The organism is Streptomyces sp. ADI95-17, assembly GCF_003846175.1.
Taxonomy (GTDB): domain Bacteria; phylum Actinomycetota; class Actinomycetes; order Streptomycetales; family Streptomycetaceae; genus Streptomyces; species Streptomyces sanglieri.
This window is the reverse complement of the sequence record NZ_ML123047.1, coordinates 321,538-343,305: the sequence shown is the minus strand read 5'-3', so window position 1 is coordinate 343,305 and position 21,768 is coordinate 321,538. Positions and strand designations below refer to the sequence as shown.

Here is a 21,768-nt window from a genome sequence, read left to right as displayed (position 1 = left end):
ATGAGGAAGGGCACCCCGTGACGATCACAACCGAGTCCCCCCGCTGGTTCAAGTCCTCGCACAGCGAGAACGGCGGCGCCTGCGTCGAGGTCGCCGCCAACCTCGTAGCCTCGCGCGGCGTCGTCCCCGTCCGTGACTCCAAGAACCCCGGCGGCCCGGTGCTGACCGCCTCCGCCGCCTCGTTCGCCTCCTTCATCGAGGGCGTGAAGGCCGGAGAGTTCGCCGGGGGCTAACCCCACCGCATACCGTCATGCCTCCCGGATGGGTTGAGGGCTCGCGCTCAACCAGCCTTGTGGCATGAGGACTTACGGAAAATCCGCCGCGTTCGTCGCCCTGTCCGTCACTGCTGTCGCCACCGTTCTCACCGGGGCCACGACCCCGCAGGCCGTCGCGTCGGCCAACCCCGCACCCGCCCTCGACTGGCGGCCCTGCGCCACGGCCGGCGGGCCCGCCGGGCAGGAGTGCGCCGAGTTGCCCGTACCGGTGGACTACCGCGATCCGGGCGGCCCGCAGCTCTCGCTCGCGGTGACCCGGGTCCGCAGCGACCGGCCCGCCGCCCGGCGCGGGACGCTGATCGTGATTCCCGGCGGGCCCGGTTCGTCCGGAGTGCAGCGGGTGGCGGAGAAGGGAGAACGGCTGCGGCAGGAGACGGGCGGGCAGTACGACATCGTGGGCCTCGACCCGCGCGGCGTCGGCGGCAGCACGAAGGCGAGCTGCGGGCTCGACCCGGAGGACCGGGAGCTGGTGAACATGCGGTCCTGGCCCGCCGCCGACGGCTCGATCACCGAGAACGTGTCGCGCTCCCGGCGCATCGCCGAGGCCTGCGCGCGCAACGGCGGAGCAGTGCTGCGGAGCCTCACCTCGGCCAACGAGGCGCGGGACATCGACCGCTTCCGGCAGGTGCTCGGCGAGGAGAAGCTGTCGGCCTGGGGCAGCTCGTACGGCACCTATGTGGGCGCCCTGTACGCGCAGAAGTACCCGCAGCACACGGACCGTTGGGTGCTGGACAGCAGCGGTGACCCCGACCCGTCGCGCATCGGGCAGGGCTGGATGGCGAATATGGCGGTGGGGGCGGAGGACCGGTTCCCCGACTTCGCGCGATGGGCCTCCGACCCGGCCAGGGAAGAGGCGGGGCTGCGGCTCGCGCAGCGGGCCGGGGACGTACGGCCGCTGGTGCTGGAGCTGGCGGCGCGGCTGGACCGGGAGCCGAGGGAGTCCACCACGGCGGGCGTCCCGCTGACCGGCAACCGGCTGCGCCTGGCGCTCCAGACGGCCCTGTACGACGACGACGCCTTTGCCGAGTTCGCGGGGCTCGTCCGGGCGGCCCTGGACACCTCGGTGAAGCCGGCCCTGCCCGGAATGCTGAGGGGGCCGGTGCCGGACGCGGACGCGGCGGTCGCGATGGGCGTGGTCTGCAACGACGTGCGCTGGCAGGGCACGGTCTCCTCTTTCCGGCGCGCCGTCGCCGCCGACCGCGTGGAGCACCCGCTGACCGCCGGGCTGCCGGTGAACATCACCCCGTGCTCCTTCTGGAAGGACGGGCCCGCCGAGCAGCCGACCCGGATCACGGACCAGGGACCGTCCAACGTCCTGATGATCCAGGGCCTGCGCGACCCGGCGACGCCGTACTCCGGCGCGCTGAAGATGCGGGCGGCCTTCGGGGACCGGGCCCGTATGGTCGCCGTCGACCACGGCGGACACGGCATGTACCTGGGCAACGGGAACGCCTGCGGCGACCGCGCTGTCACGACGTTCCTGAACACCGGGGCCCGGCCGGAGCAGGACGCGTACTGCGCGGACTGATCGGGACACCGGGCCGCGACTGGGCAAGCGTCCCGCTCAGTCGCAGCCCGGCGTCACATGTCCGCTGTTCCTGGCCTCCGCCAGCAGGGTGACGACCTCCTCGTCGGAGGTCTGCGAGAAGTCCCGGTACCACTCGCCGACCGCGTAGAACAGCTGCGGCACCGACAGGCACACCACCTCGTCCGCGCTGCGGCGCAGCCGCACGACCGCGTCCGGCGGCGCCACCGGCACGGCCGCCACCACCCGCGCCGGCTGCTGTGCCCGTACCACCTGGCAGGCCGCCTCGGCCGTGGCGCCGGTCGCGATGCCGTCGTCCACGATGATCACCGTCCGGCCGGCGAGCGGGGTCCGTGCCCGGCCGGCCCGGTACACCTGCGCCCGCCGCCCGAGCTCCGCCTCCTCGACCCGTTCGACCGCCGCGAGATCCTGTTTCCCGGCCCGCAGCCGGGAGACGACGTCGTCGTTGAGGACCCGGACCCCGCCCTCGCCGATGGCGCCGAACGCCACCTCCTCGTGGTGCGGCACGCCGAGCTTGCGGACGACGATCACATCGAGTTCGGCACCGAGCGTCTGCGCCACCTGGAAGGCCACCGGGACTCCGCCCCGGGGCAGTCCGAGCACGACCGGGTTCTCCCGTTCGAGGTGGTGGAGCGCCTCGGCCAGTTGCTGGCCCGCGTCCTCGCGGTCGGCGAACAGCACGGTGGTTTCACCCCCAACCAGGGGAGACAGGGGCGCATGCGTACACGCCCCACCGGCTTCCCTACTTCGAAACAACCCCATGTACGGCGCCCCCGCAACTCGGGCGGCAGACCCGGTGGCACCGTTCGGCGGCTCCGCTCAGGACACTGCTCAGGACACCGGCGACGTCTTGGGTACATCGCCCTCGGTCGTGTTGACGTCGATGACGGAGAACGCCGCGCCCTGCGGGTCGGTCAGCGCGGCGAACCGGCCGAACGGCATGGTCATCGGGCCGAACCGCAGGACGCCGCCGCGCTCGGTGGCCTTCGCCACCGCCGCGTCGCAGTCCGCGACGGTGAAGTACACGTTCAGGTACGGCGGGACCTCGGGCGGGAACTCGTCGCCCATCTTCATCCGCCCCATGACGGTCTTGTCGCCGAGGTTGTACATCCGGAAGTCGACGTGCTCGTCCGCCATCTTCACCATCGAGTACGGGAAGACCGCGGGGAAGAAGGCGTCGGACTTCTCGGGCTCCCGGGTGAAGACCTCGGCCCAGCAGAACGCGCCGGGCACCGCCTGCGCCTCGAAGCCCTCGTGGGTGCCGGCCTGCCACACGCCGAAGACGACGCCGCCGGGGTCGCGGGCCAGCATCATCGTGCCGAAGTCACCGACCTGCATGGGGTCCATCAGCGTCTCGCCGCCGTTGTCGCGGATCTTCGCCGCCGTTGCCTCGGCGTCCGGCGAGGCCAGGTACAGGCACCAGGCCGAGTGGCCCTCCTGGCCGGGCATCGGAGGTACCACCGCGGCGACCGCCTTGCCGTCGGCGTACGCCTGCGTGTAGTTGCCGAACTCGGACGAGGACTCTCCGAACGTCCAGCCCAGCACCTCACCGTAGAAGCTCTTCGCGCCATCCAGGTCGGCGAACATCGCGTCGGCCCAGCACGGTGTGCCCTCCGGTTGTACAGCCATGACCCTGACTCCTTAGCGCTCGGTGGGTGGTCCGGCTTTTCACGCTAGCCAGCCCACCGCCTTCCCGCGCGCCGGGAACCCGGGCCCCGGGGCTACCCGGCCGTCGCGCCCCGGCCCTGCGGCGGGTCCACCCGCACCAGGCCCGACTGGTAGGCCATGGCGACCAGCTGGGCCCGGTGCCGGGCGCCCAGCTTCGTCATCGCACGCCCCACGTGGGTGCGTACGGTCAACGGGCTGACGTGCATCCGGGCGGCGATCTCGTCGTTCGACAGACCCTCGGCGGCCTGGGCCATGACCTCGCGCTCGCGGGCGGTCAGCACGTCCAGGGACTCCGGCGCGGCGACACCGCCCTCCGGGCGGGCCAGGTAGCGGGTGATGAGGGCCCGGGTGGCGGTCGGGGACAGGAGCGTGTCGCCCGAGGCCACCGTCCGGATCGCGTCCAGCAGCTCCTCGGGGCCGACATCCTTGCCGAGGAAGCCGCTCGCGCCCGCGCGCAGCGCGCCGGCCACGTACTCGTCGATCTCGAACGTGGTGAGGATGAGGATGCGGGTCTGCCGCAGCGCCCCGTCGCGGCAGATCTCCTCGGTGGCCGCCAGCCCGTCCATGCCCGGCATGCGGATGTCCATCACGACCACGTCCGGCGCGGTGGCGCGGGCCTTCTCCACCGCCTCCCGGCCGTCCGCCGCGACACCGACCACCTCCATGTCGTCGTTCGACTCGATCAGCAGCCGGAAGGTCCCGGCCAGCAGTGCCTGGTCATCGGCCAGCAGTACCCGGATGGTCACCGCGCCGTCCTCTCCTCGTCGTCGTCCTGGTGGGGTTCGGGTTCCGCCGCCTCCAGGGGAAGCTCCGTGGTCACCTCGAAGCCTCCGTCCGCGCGGTGCCCGGCGGCCAGCCGGCCGCCCGCGGACAGGGCCCGTTCGCGCATGCCGATGAGGCCGTAGCCCGGCGTGCCCGTCGCCGGTGGCGCGTGCCCGTCGTCGGAGACGGTGAGCGTGAGCAGCCGGCGCGAATAGGCGAGGCGGACCGAGGCCGTCGCGGAGCCCGCGTGCTTGGTGACATTGGTCAGCGCCTCCTGGACGATCCGGTACGCGGTCAGGTCCGCCCCCGGCGGCAGCGGCCGGGTCTCGCCCTCCACGGACACCGACACGACCAGCCCCGTGTGCTCGAACGAGGCGATCAGCTCCGGGAGCCGGGCCAGCCCGGGAGCGGGCTCCAGCGGCGTCTCCGGGTCGCCCTCGCGGCGCAGCAGTCCCACGGTCGCCTTGAGCTCGCGCAGAGCGGAGGAGGTGGTGCCGGCGAGTTCGTCGAGCATCTTCTGTGCCTGGTCGGGCTTGCTGCGCAGCAGGTACGCGGCGGTGGCCGCCTGGGCGTGGGCGAGGGCGATGTGGTGCGCGACGATGTCGTGGAGCTCGCGGGCGATCCGGGTCCGCTCCTCGCTCACCCGCTGCCGCGCCTCCTCCTCGCGGGTGCGTTCGGCCAGTTCGGCCCGTGCCTCCACGGCGGTCAGATGGTCGCGCCGACTCCGTACCGACTCGCCGACCGCCCCCGCCAGCAGTACGCAGGAGACGAGGCCGACCTGGTCGGGCCGGAGCAGCGCCACCTTGCCCCAGGCGGCGGAGGCGATCAGGAGGGCGACGGCCGCCCCGGCCGTGTAGCGGGTGGTCGTGCGGTGGTCGGTGCGCAGGGCCAGGAGGTAGAGGGCGACCAGGGCGGCGCCCACGACGCTCGGGCTGGGGTCGAAGCCGATGCTGCTGCCCATGAGACCCAGGGCGCAGCCGAGCACCGTGGTCACCACCACCATCGTGCGCGGATATCTGCGGTGGCCGAGGAGCAGGACGGCGGGGGGCACCGCGGCCGCCAGCGAGAAGGCGAGCGTGGGGGCGCGGACGATCCGGGCGTCGGTGAGGGTGCTGGAGAAGACCGCGAAGGCCCACAGCAGCACCGCCACCACCACATCGACGGTCCGGGGGTGGCGCCGGGCCCACAGCAGCCAGTCGGTGAACATGCGCTCTCTTCTCCTCGGGTCCGTCCGACCATGGTCGCCGACCCACCTGGTCCGCCCGCGTCGCCCCGTACCCGTCGCGCCTTCCACGGGTACGGGGCCCGGACCGGTCATACGCGTACGGGATCCGGCTCCGGCTCCGGCTCGGGCCGCAGCCCGGCCGGTGCGGCGCTGTGCAGCTTCTCGCCCTCGACGTCCACCTGGGGCACGATGCGGTCCAGCCACTTGGGCAGCCACCACGCCCGGTGGCCCAGCAGGGCGAGCACCGCCGGGACGACCGTCATCCGGACGACGAAGGCGTCGAAGAAGACCGCCGCGGCGAGCCCGACGCCCATCATCTTGATCATCGAATCGTTCATCCCGATGAACCCGGCGAACACCGCGATCATGATGACGGCAGCGGCGCCGACGACCCGCGCACTGTGCCGGAACCCGGTGACGATCGCCTGGCCGGGCCGTTCCCCGTGGACGTACGCCTCCCGCATCCGGGTCACCAGGAAGACCTCGTAGTCCATGGCCAGGCCGAAGACCACACCGATCAGGAAGATCGGCATCATGCTCATCACCGGCCCGGTCTGCTCGACGCCGAGGGTGTCGGCGAGCCAGCCCCACTGGAAGACCGCGACGATCGTGCCGAAGGCCGCCGCCACCGACAGCAGGAAGCCGAGCGCCGCCTTCAGCGGGACCAGCAGCGAGCGGAAGACGACCATCAGGAGCAGGAAGGCCAGGCCGACGACGAGCGCGAGATAGGGCAGCAGCGCGTCGTTGACCTTCTGCGACACGTCGATGTTCACCGCGGTCGCGCCGGTGACGAGCATCGTCGCACCGGTGTCGGACTTCAGGCCACGGGCCTCGTCGCGGATGGTGTGGACGAGGTCCGTGGTGTCCGCGGAGCTCGGCCCGGTGGAGGGCACGGCGGTGAGCACCGCGGTGTCACCGGCCTGGTTGAAGGCGGGGGGCGTCGTGGCGACGATGCCGTCGGTGGCCGTGAGCTGCTTCGCGGCCCGTGCCGCCGCGGCCTTCGGGTCGTCCGAGCCCTTGGCGTCGACGACGACGGTGAGCGGCCCGTTGAAGCCGGGGCCGAAGCCGTCGGCCAGGGCGTCGTAGGCGCGGCGCTGGGTGGTCGAGGTGGGCTTCGACTCGTCGCCCGGCATGCCGAGCTGGAGATCGAGCGCCGGTACGGCGATCAGCCCGAGGCCGAGGACGGAGAGCACCAGGACCGCGAGCGGGCGCCGGATCACGAAGCCGGCCCAGCGGGTGCCCAGGTTGGGCCTGCCGTCCTTGGCGCGCTGCCCGCCGTGCCCCTTGCGCTGGGCGCGCGGCAGGACGGCCTTTCGGAAGAAGCCGAGCAGTGCGGGCAGCAGGGTGATCGCGACCAGGACGGCGATCACGACGGTGCTCGCCGCGGCGAAGCCCATCTTGGTCAGGACGGGGATGCCGACCACGGCCAGGCCCGCCAGGGCGATGACCACGGTGAGGCCCGCGAAGACGACCGCGGAGCCCGCCGTTCCCACGGCCCGTGCCACGGCCTCCTCGGCGTCGTGGCCCTCCATGCGTTCGGTCCGGTAGCGCGAGACGATGAACAGGGCGTAGTCGATGCCGACCGCGAGCCCCAGCATCAGGGCGAGCGTGGTGGTCGTCGTGGACATCCCGACGGCGACGATCGAGGCCACCCCGACGCCGATACCGACGATCGCGGTGAGCAGCGGGAGGCCCGCCGCGGCGAGCGACCCGAAGGTGATGAGCAGGACGACCGCGGCCGCGGCGACGCCGATGAGTTCCGTCGTGCCGCCCAGTTCGCTCTCCGGCACCAGGGCCGAACCGCCGAGCTCCACGGTCAGCCCCGCGTCACGTCCGTCCTTCGCGGCGTCCTCCAGCGCCTCGGTGGTGGCGTCGGTGAGATCGATGCTCTGTACGTCGTACGAGATGGTGGAGTACGCGGTGGTGCCGTCCTTGCTCACCGCCCCGGCCATCTTGAACGGGTCCAGTGCGCCCTTGACCTGGTCGCCGCCCGCGACATCGGCGACGATCCTCTCGACGGCCGCCTTGTTCGCGCCCGCCGTGACCTTCTGGCCCTTCGGCGCGACGAAGACGATGCGGGCGTCGGCGCTGTTGGAGTTGCTGCCCGGGAAGCGCTGGTCCAGCAGGTCGAACGCCTTCTGCGACTCCGTCCCGGGCATGGAGAACCCGTCCTCGGGGGCGGCCGGCGCCTTGGCCGCGGCGAACGCGCAGGCGGCGAGGACCACCACCCAGAGCAGGGCGACGAGCCGGCGTCTCCGGAAGGAGAAGCGGCCCAGCCGGTAAAGGAAAGTAGCCACGAGGAGGCGCTCCAGTCTCTCGAAGGGATGCCTCGATCCTTCGTGAAAGCGCACGTCATCGTCGTCGTGCGGCTGCATGGAGTCCTACGTACTGTCGATGCAGTACGCGGCCGGTCCGCCCTGCCCCCTGGGAGGGACGCCACGGGTGTGCCGTCAGAGATGAGCAGGCCGGGCGGTGCTTCGCGTCCTTCCCGCGTATCAGGGGGCGGAAGGCGTCGCGATCCGATCGCCGACGGCCTCGAAAACCATCGCGGCGTGAGTCACCGCGGGGTCAAATCCCATACCGAACGGGGTGGCCTCGACCATCGAGGCGCCCCGTTCGTGTTGCCTCGGTGTGGACGGAGCGGCGAGCGGCCTTCCAGATGTCGTCGTTCTCCTTGCTGAGCCGAGTCGGTCCAGCCGGAGCCGACGCGCGGCGAGCTGGATGGCAGGACGACCTGGTCCCAGCCCTCCTCGGGCAGGGTGAAGTCGGGCACCCGGAGGGTCACGGCATTGCCGCTGTGGTGTGGGTGAAGCCGAGGGAGGTAAGTCCTTCGGCCTGGCACAGCCGATCTGAGGGGCCGCCGACCTCGGTCTGGAGGAGCTGGTAGGCGGCGCCGTGGGAATGGCCCCAGTGCATCGCTGCCCGCCATAGGACGCGTCCCAGGCCCTGGCCTCGGGTCTCGGGCAGGACGGCGAAGTACTGGGGCATGAGCTGCGGGCGCCCGATGGGGTCGGGGCCGACTTCCATGGGGCCGATCGCGCCCACGATGCGGTCAGCAACGGCGGCGGCGAGGACTGGGCCGCATCGGCCCGCATGCATCTGGCCGTGGAGGAAGGCCAGGCCGTCGGCGGCCATCGCCTCGGCGAAAGGCGCGAAGGTCTCCTGCACGAAGGTCGGCCAGTCGGTGACGGGGCGGACCGGACCGCCCGGGTCGGGGCTGGGGGCGGCGGTGAAGTCCTTCAACTGGATGCGGGTGCCGCGCGGGTGTGTGGCGCTGGGGCAGAGCGGGCGTACGACCCGGGCGTTGACCACGTCGTGCCTGGCGGCGAGCTTGGCAGCCAGTTCGGCGGCCTCGTCCACGACGCTGTCGCGGAGCCCGTAGGCGAAGACCTTCACACTGCCGCGTCCGCGCCGGGTCAGGGTGGGGATGAGAGTGTGCTCGGGCTGGTGCACCACGTCCTCGCGGAGGACCTTCTCGTCCTTCTCGCCGCCCCAGCGCCGGTTCTTGTCGTAGGGAAGGAAATCCCCGGTGACGGCCGCTCGCAGGATGTCCTCGAAGAGATCGATGGTCAAGGCATCGGGGTGGACGGGGCCGAGAGTCGGCACGATCGGCGCGGTCAGTACGGGCCGGAGCCAGTCCCAGCGGAAGAACATGAGCGGCACCCTAGCGGTGCGCCGGTCAGGGCTCAGGCCCCGACGCGAGCACGCCAGGGCCTGAACGGAGTTGACCAGATCGTGTCGGTCAGTGGGGGTTGTCGTCCCCGGCGTCGCAGGAGCACTCCGCGCTCTCCACGATCACGTCGAGGTCCTGGACGGCGGTGATCGACGCGGTCGCGACGGGCGGTGCTGCGCGGCGGGCCGAGGCCGGCGGGCCGGGGAGGATGGTCACCGGTACGGGCGGGGTCATGATCCGTTCTCCTTGTCTCCGTGCTGGCAGTAGCTGTGCAGTGGCGCCTTCGCCTCCTGGTAGTGCTTGGCCAGGGGGCGGCAGACCCGGCAGGTGCCGGACAGGGCGCAGCCCTCGCACCCTCCGGTGCGAAGCATGAGGCGGTCGGCGATGGTGCCGAGCCGGGTGAGGCCGTCGATGCCTTCGGCCATGAGGTCGATCTGGTCGTCGCGGCCGACCTTGCAGATCGAGACCTTGGCGTGTGGGTCGGCGTGGAAGAAGGTGTGTCCCGCGTTGCAGCCGGCGAACGGCTTGCGCTGTCGCAGGTGGGCAGCGGACTGGGCGAGCAGCGGCTCACCACCGCCGTAGATCGTGGGCGTCATGTTCGTGTACGCGTGGTTCTCGACGTTCCACTCGTCGGCGAGGGCGGCCATCTCGTCGGCCTCGGAGGCGTTGTCCTCGGTCACCACGACGTTGATCCGCAGCGGCAGCCCCGCCTCACGTGCGGCATCCATGCCACGCCGGAACGCCTTCCACGCCCCACGGCGCTGGGTGAGCGCGTCGAAGGACTCCTCGCTCGCCCCGTACATGCTGACGACCAGACGGTAGGGCGGGCAGTCCCGGAAGAGTTCGAGGAGGTCCGGCCGCCAGAGCAGCGAGCCGTTGGTGGAGATGGTGAGCATCATCCCGGCCTGCCAGGCGTACCGGTAGGCGCCCTGGAAGTGGGGATCCATGGTGGGCTCGCCGCCGGTGATCTGGAGCCAGAGGACGCCGGACTCGCGCATGATGTCCAGCAGCCGCACCTTGTCGTCCCAGCCGAGGCCGGAGAAGGGCCGCTCGCCTAGGTAGCAGTGCTTGCAGCCGAAGTTGCAGCCGAGGTTGATCTCCCAGGAAGCCCGGCAGTAGCCGTACGGGGACGGCTCGCGCACCAGCACGGTGCCCTGCGCGGGCCGGCCGATCAGGTCGAGGCCCCACACATCGGTGGCCGTTCGCACCGCCCAGGTAGGCAGTGCCTGACCGTCCGTGGCTGCCTGGCGCAGGCTCTTGTAGTGGTCGGCGGAGATTCGGGCGCCGGCCCTCGCTCCAGGCATGAGGAGAAGGTGTCCGTCGAGGAACGGGGATGCGATCAGAGCGTGGGCCATCGTTTGGCCCTCCTTCCGGATCACGGAACGGGACGGCATGCGGGAGGCCGGCGGTCGGCGCGGCAGTGGATCTCGCCCAGGCCGTTGCAGGTGCCACAGGTCTTGCCGGACGAGTTGGCGCCGCTGCCACCGCAGTCTCCGCACTTTTCGTTGCGAGGCAGGTCGGGGCGCCGGGCGTTGTGCGGGCTCGCGATCAAGCTGGTGCACGAGGCTTCCTCCAGTGCGTTTTCCCAGGTGTGCTGCTTGGCGTGGTCGGCGAACAGGCAGCAGCCCTCGCCGTCGGGTCCCGGGGAGACCGCCGGGCAGTCCGGAAGTGCGGCGGGTTGCGCCCCGCTCCTCCCGCGCCAGCGGAGCCACAGCGCGGTCCCGTACTCGCCGACATCGGCGAGGAGGCCGAAGTGCTCACCGTCGTCGTGTGCGGACAGCTGGCACTGCACCGCCCTGTCGATGCCCGTGGCGGCCCACTTCTCCCGTGCTTCCCGTGCCAGGTCGAGGGGCACCCGGCGCCAGTGTGCGCACCGCATCACGACACCATCCGGAAGGATGCGACGGCGTCCGCTCCTGCTTTCGCGCACCGGGTACAGACGCACGGCGGGAAGCGGCCCGCGTTTTCCGGGACCACCGAGTCGTCGCCCACGCGTACCTCCGTGAGAGGCTCCAACGTCTGGCCGGAGTCGCGGGAGACCCGCAGCATCATCCGTACGTCATCCTGTCCGTTCGCCATGGCCAGGAGCATCGCGATCCGCGGGCCCGGCCAGAAAGGCCAAGCGGATTACCCAACTTGGGTAACATCACCCCCGGTTGACCAAGTGCAGCGATCCGTAGTCCTCATGCCGGAGCGTGCCCGATGCCCGAGCCACCTCGCTCGAAGGAACTCCCGGTCAGCCTGCTCACGAACCCAGTGATGATCGAGGCATGCCAGGCCAGAGACTTCGGCCGCATCTTCCAGCTGGTCAGAGCACGAGCAGGCATCTATCCGTCGATGATCGCGCGCCGCTGCGACCTCACTCCGAGCCGTGTGGGCGAGGTGATCGCCGGACGGCGGCACTTGCTGCACATGGACGTGATCGAACGGATCTCTGATGGACTACGCATCCCTGGACACATGCTCGGTCTCGCCCGACGTTCCTGGGAGACGCCCCCCAGCCTGGCGGTCGCCCCCCGCGAACCGGCCGAGGTACCGGCCTCGGCTACCGAACCGCTGGCTGCCGGACTGCCTGGGGCGGATGTGGACAGCATCCTCGCCCTTGCCGCTGAGCGAGACCTCAGCCCGTCGACGCTGGACGCGCTGCACTCGTCGATCGCCGACTATTGGCGCCGGGACGACGAGCACGGCGGCGAGACGTTACGGCCGGCCGTCGTCGGACAGCTCCGATACGTCGTCGATCTCCTCAAGGAACAGCGGCCTGCTCCCCTGCGGGAGGGCCTGCACAACATCGCGGCCGAACTGGCCCGGCTCACCGGATGGACCTACTTCGACGCCTGCCAGTACAACCAGGCACGCGCCTATTTCACCGAATCCCTCGGCCTGGCCAGGGCCATCGACGACCGTCAGTTCATGGCCAACGTCCTCGCCTGTATGAGTCTCCAGGCCACCTACCAGGACAAGCCCGGCGACGCCCTTGCACTCGTCACGGCCGCCCAGGACCAGGCCCGAGCAGCGACGGGGGCGACATCACGCGTACTGGCCATGCTCGCGATGCGCGAAGCCTTCGCCCACGCCACCCTCGGTAACCACGGCGCGACCCACACTGCGATCTCGGAAGCTCACACCCAGTTCGGACGGATCAGTGCCGGTGATCCGGACCCGGCCTGGGTCGCCTACTTCGACGAACCGAAGCTGATCGTGGACACCGGCATCGCGCACGGCCGCCTGGGCGAAGCCGCCCTCGCCGAACCTCTCATCGCGGACGCTCTTCGCCGAGAGCATCAGACGAACCACCGAGGCCGCGCCTTCCACGCCTTCTGGCTCGCCCGCACTCAGCTCCAGCGCGGCAAACTCGACGAAGCCTGTCACTCGGCCATGGATGCCCTGGCCCCGGCGGCGGCCGTCAGCTCGCAACGAGTCGCCGGCCACCTGCGGGAGTTCTGCGAACAGTTGGAGCCCTTCCGCCGGGAACCGGTCGCGGTGGCGTTCGAGTCCCGGCTCCGGGAAGTGCTGCCCCGCCAGGTCAGCGGATCGTCTCGTCCATGAGTACGTAGAGCAGCCCGACGAGGGAGCCGCTGCTGACGATCTCGCGGCGGTCGATCAGGCCTCGCACTTCTGCCAGCGGGATCCACTCGATCCGGTCCGACTCGTTCTTCTCGGTCGGCGGTCCCTCGTACGTCGCTCCGTCGGCGCGGAAGACGTGGTGCTGGGAGTCGGTGATGCCGTTGGCCGGCTCGGCGTAGATCAGCGGCTTGATCGGGCCGGGGCGCCAGCCGGTCTCTTCCAGGACCTCACGGGCCGCTGCTTCGGCCGGTGTCTCACCCTCCTCGACCAGGCCCATGGGCAGCTCCCACGCCCAGGCGTCCGTGATGAAGCGGTGCCGCCACATCATCAGGACCTCGCGCCGCTCATTGATCACGGCGGCCACGGCCAGGTGCCGGAGCTTCACGACATGGTGCTCCCAGCGGTTCCCGTCCGGCGTCTCGACGTCGGTGAGCCACAGGTTCACCCAGCTGTTCTCGTAGATCGGACGTTCCCCGTGGATCTTCCACTGCATCGCTGCGGCCCCTCTCGATCGACTACCAGCATTGCAGAGCCGGGTTGAACTGCGGCCAGGTTCAGGCAGATTCACGTCATAGTGACGAATAGGTCCGAGTTTTGATCACGCGCTTGGTGGCGTCACGGTGACAGCAGCAGCGGGGATGGAAGCGGCGATCGGCTGTCTCGTGAACATCACCCTTGCGGGCATTGCCTACGGGATGCGTACGCCTCCCGCAAGAACCGCGCTTGCCTGCGTATACGCGGTATCCGCTGCACCATCCCGGAGAAGGCAGATAGGGAACGCGCCCTCCCCGCATGCTCATTCTCAGGGCCTATGAGACCGATGACGCTCTACCCCGCAGAGCGGATCCGGGTTCAATCCGGTGGGCGACGCATCGGGCGGGGACGGCTGTGACCGTTGATGCCACTCAAGCGAGCGACATCTGATGGCCCGAGGAGCACGCATGACTGTCCACCATGCCACCGCGCCCACCGCAACCGAGCGGCTGCGCGCTGCCTGGAACAGCGCACACGCCCCGGTGCCCGGTGTCCCCCGGTGGGCCCGGGTCGCCGCCTACGTCATCCCCTTCACCGTGCTTCCCTCCGGCCTGTGGCGGATCACGACCGTCGTCTTCCATGTCGGCGACGACGGCGCACACGGTGCGGGCCAGCTCCCGTCGTGGTTGCCGGGTCCGGTGTACATCGTCGCTTTGTCCATCGTCTCCGAATTGCTGGCCTTCACCGCCATAGGGCTGATCGCCGCGTGGGGGGAGGTCCTCCCGCACTGGATTCCGCTGCTGGGCGGCCGCAGAGTGCTGCCCCTCGCTGCCGTCCTGCCCGCCGCCCTTGGCGCCACGATCCTGACCGTTCTGTGGACCACCGCCTTCGCCACCTCGTTGTCCGGGCTCACCATCCAAGGCAGGCAACTCCCGGACGACTACCCCTCGGAGTCGATGCACGGCTGGCAACTTGCCTTCTTCGACCTCACCTACGCCCCACTCCTGCTGTGGGGACCGCTGCTGGCAGCAGTTTGCTTCGCGTACTGGCGGAGGCGCTGTACCCGTACCATCCACACGCGCGTGCCCAAGGCCGCGTCGTGACCGGTCCGAACACGTAGCGTTCGCCACCCAGAAGGAGGCGAGAAGCGGCTGGCCGAGTCGCGATCGGGGCGCCGGCCACCGCCATCGGGGACGGCCGGAACCTGTCCCCGATGGCGGCATCCCGGCCGAAGCCGCCTACCGCACAGCGCCTACCGCGTGCTGCCTGCCGCGTTCAGATGACGGGTGAAGAATTGGGCCGCGGCGTCCCCCGCGAACTGCGGGACGCCGGTGTGCCCGCCCATGTTGGCGTGCAGCGTCTTCTCCTCGGAGCCGAAGGCGTCGAACAGGTCCAACGCCGCCTGCCGGTCGTTTCCCTCGTCGTCCCACTGCAGCAGGACGTGCAGCGGAACGGTGACCTGCCGGGCCTCCTCGAACACCGCGCGAGGCACGAAACTCCCGGCGAACAGAACGGCGGCCGCGATGCGCGGATCGACCGCCGCCAGCCGGACGCCGATGGAGATCACTCCCCCCGAGTACCCGACCGGGCCGCAGACCTCGGGCAGCGAGAGGAGGGCGTCCAGGGCGGCTTGCCATTCCGGAACCGCCTTGTCGACCAGCGGGAGGATGAGGGCGTCGACGATCTCGTCGCCGACCGGCTCGCCGGCCTGCATCGCCCGGCGCAGGTCGGCGCGGGCCTGCTCGACGGCGGCCCAACGGGGCCGGTCGCCGCTTCCGGGGAGTTCGATGGTGGCCGTGGCGAAGCCGTCCGCCGCGGATTGCCGGGCCCGGGCCACCAGCCGGGGGTACATCTTGCGCAGCCCGAGGGGAGGGTGGCCGAGCAGGATCAGCGGCGCCGGTGCGGAGGCGGATGGAGATGCGGATGCGGAGGCGGATTCGGGCGTCCACAGGATGCCGGGGATCTCGCCGAGGGTGAATTCGCGTTCGAGGACGCCGTCGTCGAGGCGTTGCTCGGAAGTGAATCGCATGGTCGTGCCTTTCGGGAGTGCGCTTGAACGGCGCTCCCGGACGACCTATCGCCCGGCCGTGACCCCGGAGGGGAGCACCCATGTCGATACTGCGTTCACGGGTACCACCTCCTCGTTCTCTCGCACGGCCTCCGGAAAGCTAGCAGTGGCCGCCGTGGTCCGCCAACAGGATTTCGCGGTCAGACCTCGGCGCTCGCCGGCAGCGACGGCACGATCGCTCCGGAGCGTACGAGCACCCGGTGCAGATCGGTCATCGGTACGCCGGTGACGTCCGTCCCCCGGTCCGCGGCCATCGCCGCGAGCGCCCCGGCCGCCTGCCCCGTCGCCATGGCCGTGGCCTGCACCCGCAACGCGGAGTTCGCCGCCTGGTCGGAGCCGATGCAGCGCCCGGCGACGACGGCGTACGGGTTGCCGGCCGGGACCATCGCGTCGCGGGGCACGGTGGGGACCACCCCGTGGCGCAGATGGGTCTTGTCGATCCCGTTGCCGTCCGGGCGGTGGATGTCGATCGGGTAGAAGCTGTGGCACACCGAGTCGGCCCAGACCCGCCCGGCCAGGTAGTCCTGACCGGTCACGGTCGTGCGGGCCGCGATCGTGACGCTCTCGCGGACCCCGACCTCCGAGGCGCGGAAGTCGAGCCGGAGGTCCTCAAGACCCGGCAGGGTGCGCAGGAAGCGGTAGATACGCAGGACCGCCGCGGCGCCCGCCAGCTCCCCGGCGGTACGGCCCCGGCTGGTCGCGCCCTCGATCCCGACGAGGTGGATCGCGTTCTCGCCCCGCTTCGCCAGGAACGGCAGCAGCGGCCGGCCCCGGGAGCCGAGGTCCGAGGCGAGCAGTTCCCCCGATTCGACCGCCAGGGCGTGCCTGCGGTCGAGCTCGTCGTGGTCAAGGGCGTCGACGTCGTAGCCGGACAGCCGGATGTCGATGGTGCCGGGCTGACGGGCCGCGTTGCGGCGGCGCTCCAGCCCCGCGAGCCCGATCACGTCCGCGTCACCGGTGCAGTCGACGAGCCGCCGGGCGGTGACCGTTTCGAGCCCGTCCTTGCCGCACAGCCGGAGCTCCCACAGCTCACCGGTCCAGTGCGCCGATGCGGGCATCGTGTGCAGCCGCAGCTCGACGCCGCTGTTGTGGACCTCCTCCAGGAGCAGCGCCCCGTACAGCGGTGCGTTCACCCGCACCTGCCGCTGCCAGTGCGGACGCTCGTCGTGGCGGAAGTCCGGCAGCTCGTCGCCGCCCAACTCGACGGCCCGGCACACCAGTTCCCAGCCGATCCCGGCGATGACCTGCTCGCCCCAGGCGTGGAAGAGCCCCGGGAACGCGACGTTGGCGCTGGTGGTCGTGCCGCCCAGCCCGGCGTTCTTCTCCACCAGCAGCGTGCGCGCACCGAGCCGGGCGGCCTGGACGGCTGCCGGGACGCCGGAGGGCCCGCCGCCTATGACAACGATGTCGTACTCGTGCACTCGCATGGATGCCTCACGCCGGGATCGGGATTGATACGTTTCAATCGTACGGGGCGAACCCCGCCACGGGCGAGGGCAATGGCGTGATCACGTGAAGTTCCGTCCACGTGGCGGGAGATGGAGAACGTGCGCTACGGTGACCACACCATCACGCTCTGTGTGCCTTCGTGCGCATGGGGCGGCCCTCGGCGGTGCGTCAACACCAATCCGAGGGCCTACACCACCAGTGGAGCTGCGAGGCCACCGGAAATGCTGCGTCATGTTATCGCGCCGTCTGTGCGCTACACGAAGGCATCGAACGATGTCGTACGTCATCCGCGTCTGGACAGTGACGCGAAGCTCCTGGTCCTCTACGTCCAGGGCCTCCCGGACGATGCCTCCCGCAAGCCGTTGGGTGAACTCGCCGGAAAAGTGGGCATCAAGGGCCGCGTGTACCAGAAGGCGAAGAGGCAGCTGGTCGCGCACGGCTACGTGCACGAGTGGCGGAGCCAGGGCGAGGGCGGCCGCTGGCAGACCGAGCAACTCCTCACGAACATCCCCCTGACGAGGGAGCAGGCCGGGCTCTTACGGACAGCTCAGCCCCTGGTCGTGGCGGCCGACCCGCCCGTGACTCCGCCGCCGAGTGAGCAGTTTCCGACGGTCGGTGCACCGACTGCCCGGACGGCCGGTGGTTATGAACCGGTAGAAGACCACAGTGATAAGACAACTCCCCACCCACCCACCGAACCTGAGCCCGCGACAGCTCTCTCGGCAGCTCCCGCGCCCGAACCGGCCCCGCAGGCCACAGCGGCGGCAGACCCCACCCAACTGGCCCGGGCGGAACGGGTCCTGCTCTCGCTGCGCCACACCCGCCGCGAACTGCACCTGGGTGTGCGCGAGGCCCGCGGCCTCGCCGTGGAGGCCGTCAAGTGGCTCGAACGCGGCCTGAGCGAATCCGACCTACGCCATGCCCTGCTCGCCGAACGCCCGCAGGACGGCGTCCGATCGGCCGTCGGCTTCCTGCGCTACCGCCTGATCCAGAAACTCCCCGAGCCCCCGGCCCGGCAACAGCCCCACGAACGCACACCCCTCCTCGAACCCGTCGAATGCAAGGGCCCCGGCGACCCGCACGTCTTCCGCCCCCTGCTCGGCGAATCCGAATGCCCCTCCTGCCGCCTGGCCGCCGCCCGATCCGAAGCCGTCCCCGAACCCGTCCCCTGGCGCGAACGCGTCGCCAGACTCAACGCCACACCGACGGCGCTACCGGCCGAGCCCTGACCGGAGACGAGCCCTGACCGGGGCCGCCTGTCAATACGCAGAACTCCCCACGCGTCACCGGCGTCACCGTGATCTGCTGAGCCGCAGCGCGCGGTGCGGGCGCTCCCGCACCCGAAGCGCGGGATTGCTTACGTCCGTTGATCCGGTCCTACCGCCGCCGGGTGGCCGCCGCGACGGTCGCCATGAGTTCCGCGTCCAGTACGGACGGGTCGGCCAGCCGGGTCGGGGCCGCGTAGGAGTTGAGGAGTGCCTTGGTGACGCGCAGGGCGGCCTCGGGGCGGCGCACGATCGGCTTGGTCCACGCGGTGACCGCCGAGTCGAGCTCGACCTCGGGCACGACGCGTTGCAGCACCGACAGCTCAAGCGCCTCGATGGAGTCGAAGGCGCGTCCGGTGAGGATGAGTTCGCGGGCGCGGGCGGCGCCGACCTCGTGGATGAGCCGGGGCAGTACGCCGCCCCAGGCGGTGGGGAGGCCGAGTGCCAGTTCCGGCAGCCGGAATCCGGCGGTGTCGGTGCCCACGCGCAGATCGCAGGCGAGGGCCAGCGCGAGGCCCGCGCCGATGGCCTTGCCCTGGATCCGGGCGATGGTGACGGCCGGGTTGGTGGAGATCGCCTCGCAGACCCGGCGGGCCTTGTCACCGGCGATCCGGATGCCACGCCCGGTCGGGTCGTCGTCGAGCCAGTCGGCGAACTCGTTGCGGTCGCCGCCCAGGCAGAAGTCGTCGCCGGCCCCGCTGAGCACCAGCACCCGGACGTCGGGGTCCGGCACCGCCAGGACCGCCAGCAGGTCGTCCAGCATCGCCTCGGTGACCGCGTTGCCGATGGCGGGGGTGTCCAGCTCCACGCGGAGGACGGCGCCCTCGCGCTCGGCGCGTATCGTGCTCGGCCGCCGGAACGGGGTCAGGTACTGCGGGAGCGAGAGCTTCATGCCGTCACACCCAGCGAGGTGATCCGCCGGAAGACCAGCCGGGACGCGTAACCCGCCGGGGAGACGGCGCGCAGGGTGGGGAAGCGTTTCAGCAGCTGTGTCAGGAGGGTGCGCGCCTCCAGGCGGGCGAGGGCCGCGCCGAGGCAGTAGTGCACGCCGCCACCGAAGGTCAGGTGCGTTCCGCCGCGCCCGACGTCGAAGGTGTCCGGGTCGTCGTTGCGCCGGGGGTCGTGGTTGGCGGCGCCGTACATGACGTGGACCATGCTGTCCTTGGCGATCGGGACGCCCGCCAGCACGGTGTCGTCGGCCGCGATCCGGGTGTTGATGTGGATCGGCGGGTCGTACCGCAGGACCTCGTCGACAGCGGCGTCGATGTACCCGGGGTTCTCCCGGAGCCACTCCCACCGGCCGGGCTCCTTCAGGAGCAGGTCCACCATGGCCGACAGCAGGGTGGCGGTGGTCTCCAGCGAGGCGATGGTGACGAACATGCTGAGCCGGTAGAGGATCTCGTCCGCCGCGTCCCGGTCCGGTTCCCGCGCGTCCCAGGTGTGGATCCAGCCGGTCAGGACGTCGTTGCCGGGGCTGGCCCGGCGCTGTTTCACCAGCTCGGTGAAGTAGCTGCGCAGCTGCTCGGTCGCCTCGGCGGAGACGGCGAGCTGGCTCTTGGTGGGCAGCAGCTCCTGGGCGTGCACCTGGTCGTGGGTGATCTCCAGGATGTGGGCGTAGTCCCCGGGCGGAATCCCCAGCCAGGAGCCGATGGTGCTGATCGGGAGCTGCTCGCTGACCGTACTGACGAAGTCGGCCTCCCCCCAGCGCATCTTGTCGGCCAGCTCGTCCAGGAGCCGGGTGACGTGCTCCTCGACCTGTGGGGTCAGCCGCTCGATGGTCGACCGGTCGAAGAGGTTGCCGAGGCTGCGGCGCTGACAGGTGTGCTCGGGGGCGTTGAGCCGGGAGAGGGTCTTGGTCATCTCCTGCGTGGCGACGGCTTCCCAGCGCTCGGTGTCCGCCTGGCGTTCCTGCCAGGCGAAGTCGGGCGCCAGCCAGTTGCGCCCGCGCAGCACCTCGCTGCACGTGTCGTAACCCGTGACGAAGTACGCGTCCCAGGGAGCGCGTACGACATCGCCCATGTCTCTCAGATCGGCCAGCAAGGGGTAGGGATCAGCCTGCCCCTCGGGCGATTTGAGACGTCTCAGGAGGGAAATGAGGGCACGGCGGTCTACGGGGGGCCTGTCTGTGCCACATATAGCGCTCACGCAGAGTTCCTTGACCTGGTCTCATGGTTACCGGCAGAACCTACCCCTCCGCATATGCCGCCCATGCGTGGATCTTTGTTGCCCGTATCACAGAGAAACCCTGCTCCAGCCCCTTGTCAGCAGTCCCTCGCGTCCCAACTTCCTCCTGTGTCACTCCAGTTACATGGGTGATGGGCCGGGTTATGCGTACATGTCGCCCGGCCCACCATGATCATGTCCGGTGCGTCACACCCTGAACACGTCCAGGAAGGAACTCCACCAGCCCTTGGTCTTCTTCTGCGGCTCCGCGTGGTCGTAGTGCGCGGCGGGCGCCTCGTCCGCGGCGGTGTTCCGGGACGGTACGGGCGACTGCGCCGCCGGCGGCGTGGTCCGGCGCGCCGGGGCGGCGCTGAAGTGGACGGGCAGCGACACCAGGGCCCGGTGGAAGGGGCCCGGCCGCCATTCGACCGTGGAGGGGTGCACCGCGAGGGTGAGGTCGGGCACCGTGTTGAGGATCTTCTCGATCGCGGTGAGGGCGATCAGCTGCGCGGGAGACTTCGCCGGGCAGACGTGCGGGCCCGCGCCCCAGGCCAGATGGGCGCCCTTGCTCAGGGTCTGGCGGGCGTCGGTGAGCGCGGGATCGCTGTTCGCGGCGGCGAAACTGATCAGTACCGGGGTGTCCGCCTTCAGCGTCACCCCGCCCAGGTCGATGTCCTGGACCGGGTAGTGCGTCGCGTAGTTGGCTATCGGCGGGTTGTTCCACAGCACGTCGTCGAGGGCGTCCTCGACCAGCATCCCGGTGCCCCGCCGCTGCGCGATCCCGGTGTCGCTGGACAGCATGAGGAGCAGCGCGTTGGCGATCAGGTTGCGCTCCGGCTCGACGCCCGCACCCATCAGCATGACGAGCTGGTCCTTGAGCTCCTCGTCCCGCAGGCCCGCCGGGTGCTGGATGAGCCAGGAGGTGATGTCCTCGCCGGGCTGCCGCCGCTTGAGCGCGACGAGCTCCATCAGGCACTCGGTCAGCTCGGTGTTGGCCCGGAGCACGTCCTGGCCGTCGAAGATCGCGGACATGCTGCGGGTCAGCCGGTCGCCGATGTCGCCGGGGCAGCCGAAGAGCTGGTTGAACAGCAGCAGCGGCAGCAGCTTGGCGTAGTCGCCGAGCAGGTCCGCGCTGCCGCGCTCGATGAACTGGTCGATGAGGTAGTCCGCGATCCGCTCCACGTCCCGGCTGAGCCGGGTGGTGTTGAGCCGGCCGAGGCTCTCGGTGACCGCCTTGCGCAGCCGAAGGTGCTCGGTGCCGTCCGTGAACAGGCAGTTGGGCCGGTACGCCATCATCGGCAGCACCGGGCTGTCGAGCGGCACCCGACCCTCCCGCAGCGCGCCCCAGCGCCTCGCGTCACGGGCGAAGAAGGACGGATTCTGCAGTACCCGGAGCGCGGCTTCGTGCTGCACGACCAGGGTGGCCTCCACACCGGGGGCCAGCTCGATCGGGGCGGCGAGTCCGTGCGCCCGGAATTCGTCGTACACGCGCTGCGGATCGGACGCGAACTCAGGCCCGTAGAGCGACGTCTGCCGCTCACCGCGCATCGGACACCCGGTGGGGGCGCTGTACGGGGTGGATCCCGGTGACGAGTCCATGTGTGATTCCTCGATGTGATCGCGGACCCGAAGG

General features: G+C 70.7%; 20 protein-coding genes and 1 pseudogene. 5 read left to right on the top strand and 16 right to left on the bottom strand.

Annotated elements, in window-relative coordinates; translation table 11 throughout:
- The first annotated feature begins 23 nt into the window (after window positions 1-23).
- Together EES42_RS20505 and EES42_RS20500 are read left to right on the top strand one after the other, a co-directional pair.
- Window positions 24-233 (top strand): DUF397 domain-containing protein, encoded by a 210-nt coding sequence (locus EES42_RS20505; RefSeq protein ID WP_124720150.1) that lies wholly within the window; start codon window positions 24-26, stop codon window positions 231-233.
- Window positions 234-297: 64 nt separating this feature from the next.
- Window positions 298-1,803, top strand: a complete 1,506-nt coding sequence (locus EES42_RS20500; RefSeq protein ID WP_124719704.1) for an alpha/beta hydrolase — start codon at window positions 298-300, stop codon at window positions 1,801-1,803.
- 72 nt (window positions 1,804-1,875) lie between these two features.
- Here EES42_RS20500 and EES42_RS20495 read toward each other — a convergent pair.
- The 10 genes and pseudogenes from EES42_RS20495 to EES42_RS20450 all read right to left on the bottom strand — a co-directional run.
- Window positions 1,876-2,502: pseudogene (locus EES42_RS20495) on the bottom strand (phosphoribosyltransferase); the annotation flags it as partial.
- 150 nt (window positions 2,503-2,652) lie between these two features.
- Window positions 2,653-3,450 carry a VOC family protein gene (locus EES42_RS20490; RefSeq protein ID WP_124719702.1) on the bottom strand — a complete coding sequence of 266 codons (798 nt, stop codon included), beginning with the start codon at window positions 3,448-3,450 and terminating at the stop codon, window positions 2,653-2,655.
- A gap of 92 nt (window positions 3,451-3,542) precedes the next feature.
- The gene (locus EES42_RS20485; protein WP_124719701.1) at window positions 3,543-4,235 is read right to left on the bottom strand and encodes a response regulator transcription factor; all 693 of its coding nucleotides are present in this window, start codon (window positions 4,233-4,235) and stop codon (window positions 3,543-3,545) included.
- Window positions 4,232-5,458 (bottom strand): sensor histidine kinase, encoded by a 1,227-nt coding sequence (locus EES42_RS20480; protein WP_124719700.1) that lies wholly within the window; start codon window positions 5,456-5,458, stop codon window positions 4,232-4,234. Before EES42_RS20480 ends, EES42_RS20485 begins: the two co-directional genes overlap by 4 nt.
- A gap of 107 nt (window positions 5,459-5,565) precedes the next feature.
- Window positions 5,566-7,773, bottom strand: a complete 2,208-nt coding sequence (locus EES42_RS20475) for an MMPL family transporter (protein ID WP_124719699.1) — start codon at window positions 7,771-7,773, stop codon at window positions 5,566-5,568.
- Window positions 7,774-8,257: 484 nt separating this feature from the next.
- Window positions 8,258-9,130, bottom strand: coding sequence for a GNAT family N-acetyltransferase (locus EES42_RS20470; RefSeq protein ID WP_124719698.1), 873 nt, complete (start codon window positions 9,128-9,130; stop codon window positions 8,258-8,260).
- Window positions 9,131-9,218: 88 nt separating this feature from the next.
- A complete protein-coding gene (locus tag EES42_RS44780) occupies window positions 9,219-9,383 on the bottom strand; it encodes a hypothetical protein (RefSeq protein ID WP_162952559.1) in 165 nt (54 codons plus the stop codon).
- Complete coding sequence (locus tag EES42_RS20465) at window positions 9,380-10,504, bottom strand: radical SAM protein (RefSeq protein ID WP_124720149.1); 1,125 nt, start codon at window positions 10,502-10,504, stop codon at window positions 9,380-9,382. The genes EES42_RS44780 and EES42_RS20465 overlap by 4 nt, the downstream gene beginning before the upstream one ends.
- 20 nt (window positions 10,505-10,524) lie before the next feature.
- A complete protein-coding gene (locus EES42_RS47615) occupies window positions 10,525-11,028 on the bottom strand; it encodes a hypothetical protein (protein ID WP_326741953.1) in 504 nt (167 codons plus the stop codon).
- Window positions 11,028-11,228 carry a hypothetical protein gene (locus EES42_RS20450; RefSeq protein WP_241196486.1) on the bottom strand — a complete coding sequence of 67 codons (201 nt, stop codon included), beginning with the start codon at window positions 11,226-11,228 and terminating at the stop codon, window positions 11,028-11,030. The genes EES42_RS47615 and EES42_RS20450 overlap by 1 nt, the downstream gene beginning before the upstream one ends.
- Before the next feature lie 123 nt (window positions 11,229-11,351).
- Between EES42_RS20450 and EES42_RS20445 the strand changes: the two genes are divergently transcribed.
- A complete protein-coding gene (locus tag EES42_RS20445; protein ID WP_124719696.1) occupies window positions 11,352-12,698 on the top strand; it encodes a hypothetical protein in 1,347 nt (448 codons plus the stop codon).
- On the opposite strand, the gene EES42_RS20440 is transcribed toward EES42_RS20445, so the two are convergent.
- Window positions 12,676-13,209 (bottom strand): NUDIX hydrolase, encoded by a 534-nt coding sequence (locus EES42_RS20440; protein ID WP_124719695.1) that lies wholly within the window; start codon window positions 13,207-13,209, stop codon window positions 12,676-12,678. The two genes, EES42_RS20445 and EES42_RS20440, sit on opposite strands and share 23 nt — an antisense overlap.
- A gap of 448 nt (window positions 13,210-13,657) precedes the next feature.
- On the opposite strand from EES42_RS20440, the gene EES42_RS20435 reads away from it, so the two are divergent.
- Window positions 13,658-14,293 (top strand): hypothetical protein, encoded by a 636-nt coding sequence (locus EES42_RS20435; RefSeq protein WP_124719694.1) that lies wholly within the window; start codon window positions 13,658-13,660, stop codon window positions 14,291-14,293.
- 149 nt (window positions 14,294-14,442) lie between these two features.
- On the opposite strand, the gene EES42_RS20430 is transcribed toward EES42_RS20435, so the two are convergent.
- Together EES42_RS20430 and EES42_RS20425 are read right to left on the bottom strand one after the other, a co-directional pair.
- A complete protein-coding gene (locus EES42_RS20430) occupies window positions 14,443-15,219 on the bottom strand; it encodes a dienelactone hydrolase family protein (RefSeq protein ID WP_124719693.1) in 777 nt (258 codons plus the stop codon).
- A 179-nt stretch (window positions 15,220-15,398) separates the two neighbouring features.
- Window positions 15,399-16,685 carry an FAD-dependent oxidoreductase gene (locus EES42_RS20425; RefSeq protein WP_124719692.1) on the bottom strand — a complete coding sequence of 429 codons (1,287 nt, stop codon included), beginning with the start codon at window positions 16,683-16,685 and terminating at the stop codon, window positions 15,399-15,401.
- Window positions 16,686-16,955: 270 nt separating this feature from the next.
- On the opposite strand from EES42_RS20425, the gene EES42_RS20420 reads away from it, so the two are divergent.
- Window positions 16,956-17,936, top strand: a complete 981-nt coding sequence (locus EES42_RS20420; protein ID WP_241196485.1) for a hypothetical protein — start codon at window positions 16,956-16,958, stop codon at window positions 17,934-17,936.
- Window positions 17,937-18,084: 148 nt separating this feature from the next.
- Here EES42_RS20420 and EES42_RS20415 read toward each other — a convergent pair whose 3' ends face one another.
- From EES42_RS20415 to EES42_RS20405, 3 genes are all read right to left on the bottom strand, one after another.
- Complete coding sequence (locus EES42_RS20415; protein WP_124719690.1) at window positions 18,085-18,864, bottom strand: enoyl-CoA hydratase/isomerase family protein; 780 nt, start codon at window positions 18,862-18,864, stop codon at window positions 18,085-18,087.
- The gene (locus tag EES42_RS20410; protein ID WP_124719689.1) at window positions 18,861-19,991 is read right to left on the bottom strand and encodes a cytochrome P450; all 1,131 of its coding nucleotides are present in this window, start codon (window positions 19,989-19,991) and stop codon (window positions 18,861-18,863) included. The genes EES42_RS20415 and EES42_RS20410 overlap by 4 nt, the downstream gene beginning before the upstream one ends.
- A gap of 351 nt (window positions 19,992-20,342) precedes the next feature.
- On the bottom strand, window positions 20,343-21,734 hold the full coding sequence (locus tag EES42_RS20405; protein ID WP_124719688.1) for a cytochrome P450 family protein: 1,392 nt from the start codon (window positions 21,732-21,734) through the stop codon (window positions 20,343-20,345).
- Window positions 21,735-21,768: the final 34 nt, after the last annotated feature.

Bases quoted from the DNA above. Each gene is read 5' to 3' on its own strand.
- EES42_RS20500 (WP_124719704.1), top strand. From the start codon at position 298: ATGAGGACTTACGGAAAATCCGCCGCGTTCGTCGCCCTGTCCGTCACT.
- EES42_RS20490 (WP_124719702.1), bottom strand. From the start codon at position 3,450: ATGGCTGTACAACCGGAGGGCACACCGTGCTGGGCCGACGCGATGTTC.
- EES42_RS20480 (WP_124719700.1), bottom strand. From the start codon at position 5,458: ATGTTCACCGACTGGCTGCTGTGGGCCCGGCGCCACCCCCGGACCGTC.
- EES42_RS20470 (WP_124719698.1), bottom strand. From the start codon at position 9,130: ATGTTCTTCCGCTGGGACTGGCTCCGGCCCGTACTGACCGCGCCGATC.
- EES42_RS44780 (WP_162952559.1), bottom strand. From the start codon at position 9,383: ATGACCCCGCCCGTACCGGTGACCATCCTCCCCGGCCCGCCGGCCTCG.
- EES42_RS20465 (WP_124720149.1), bottom strand. From the start codon at position 10,504: ATGGCCCACGCTCTGATCGCATCCCCGTTCCTCGACGGACACCTTCTC.
- EES42_RS47615 (WP_326741953.1), bottom strand. From the start codon at position 11,028: ATGCGGTGCGCACACTGGCGCCGGGTGCCCCTCGACCTGGCACGGGAA.
- EES42_RS20450 (WP_241196486.1), bottom strand. From the start codon at position 11,228: ATGGCGAACGGACAGGATGACGTACGGATGATGCTGCGGGTCTCCCGC.
- EES42_RS20445 (WP_124719696.1), top strand. From the start codon at position 11,352: ATGCCCGAGCCACCTCGCTCGAAGGAACTCCCGGTCAGCCTGCTCACG.
- EES42_RS20440 (WP_124719695.1), bottom strand. From the start codon at position 13,209: ATGCAGTGGAAGATCCACGGGGAACGTCCGATCTACGAGAACAGCTGG.
- EES42_RS20435 (WP_124719694.1), top strand. From the start codon at position 13,658: ATGACTGTCCACCATGCCACCGCGCCCACCGCAACCGAGCGGCTGCGC.
- EES42_RS20430 (WP_124719693.1), bottom strand. From the start codon at position 15,219: ATGCGATTCACTTCCGAGCAACGCCTCGACGACGGCGTCCTCGAACGC.
- EES42_RS20425 (WP_124719692.1), bottom strand. From the start codon at position 16,685: ATGCGAGTGCACGAGTACGACATCGTTGTCATAGGCGGCGGGCCCTCC.
- EES42_RS20415 (WP_124719690.1), bottom strand. From the start codon at position 18,864: ATGAAGCTCTCGCTCCCGCAGTACCTGACCCCGTTCCGGCGGCCGAGC.
- EES42_RS20410 (WP_124719689.1), bottom strand. From the start codon at position 19,991: ATGGGCGATGTCGTACGCGCTCCCTGGGACGCGTACTTCGTCACGGGT.
- EES42_RS20405 (WP_124719688.1), bottom strand. From the start codon at position 21,734: ATGGACTCGTCACCGGGATCCACCCCGTACAGCGCCCCCACCGGGTGT.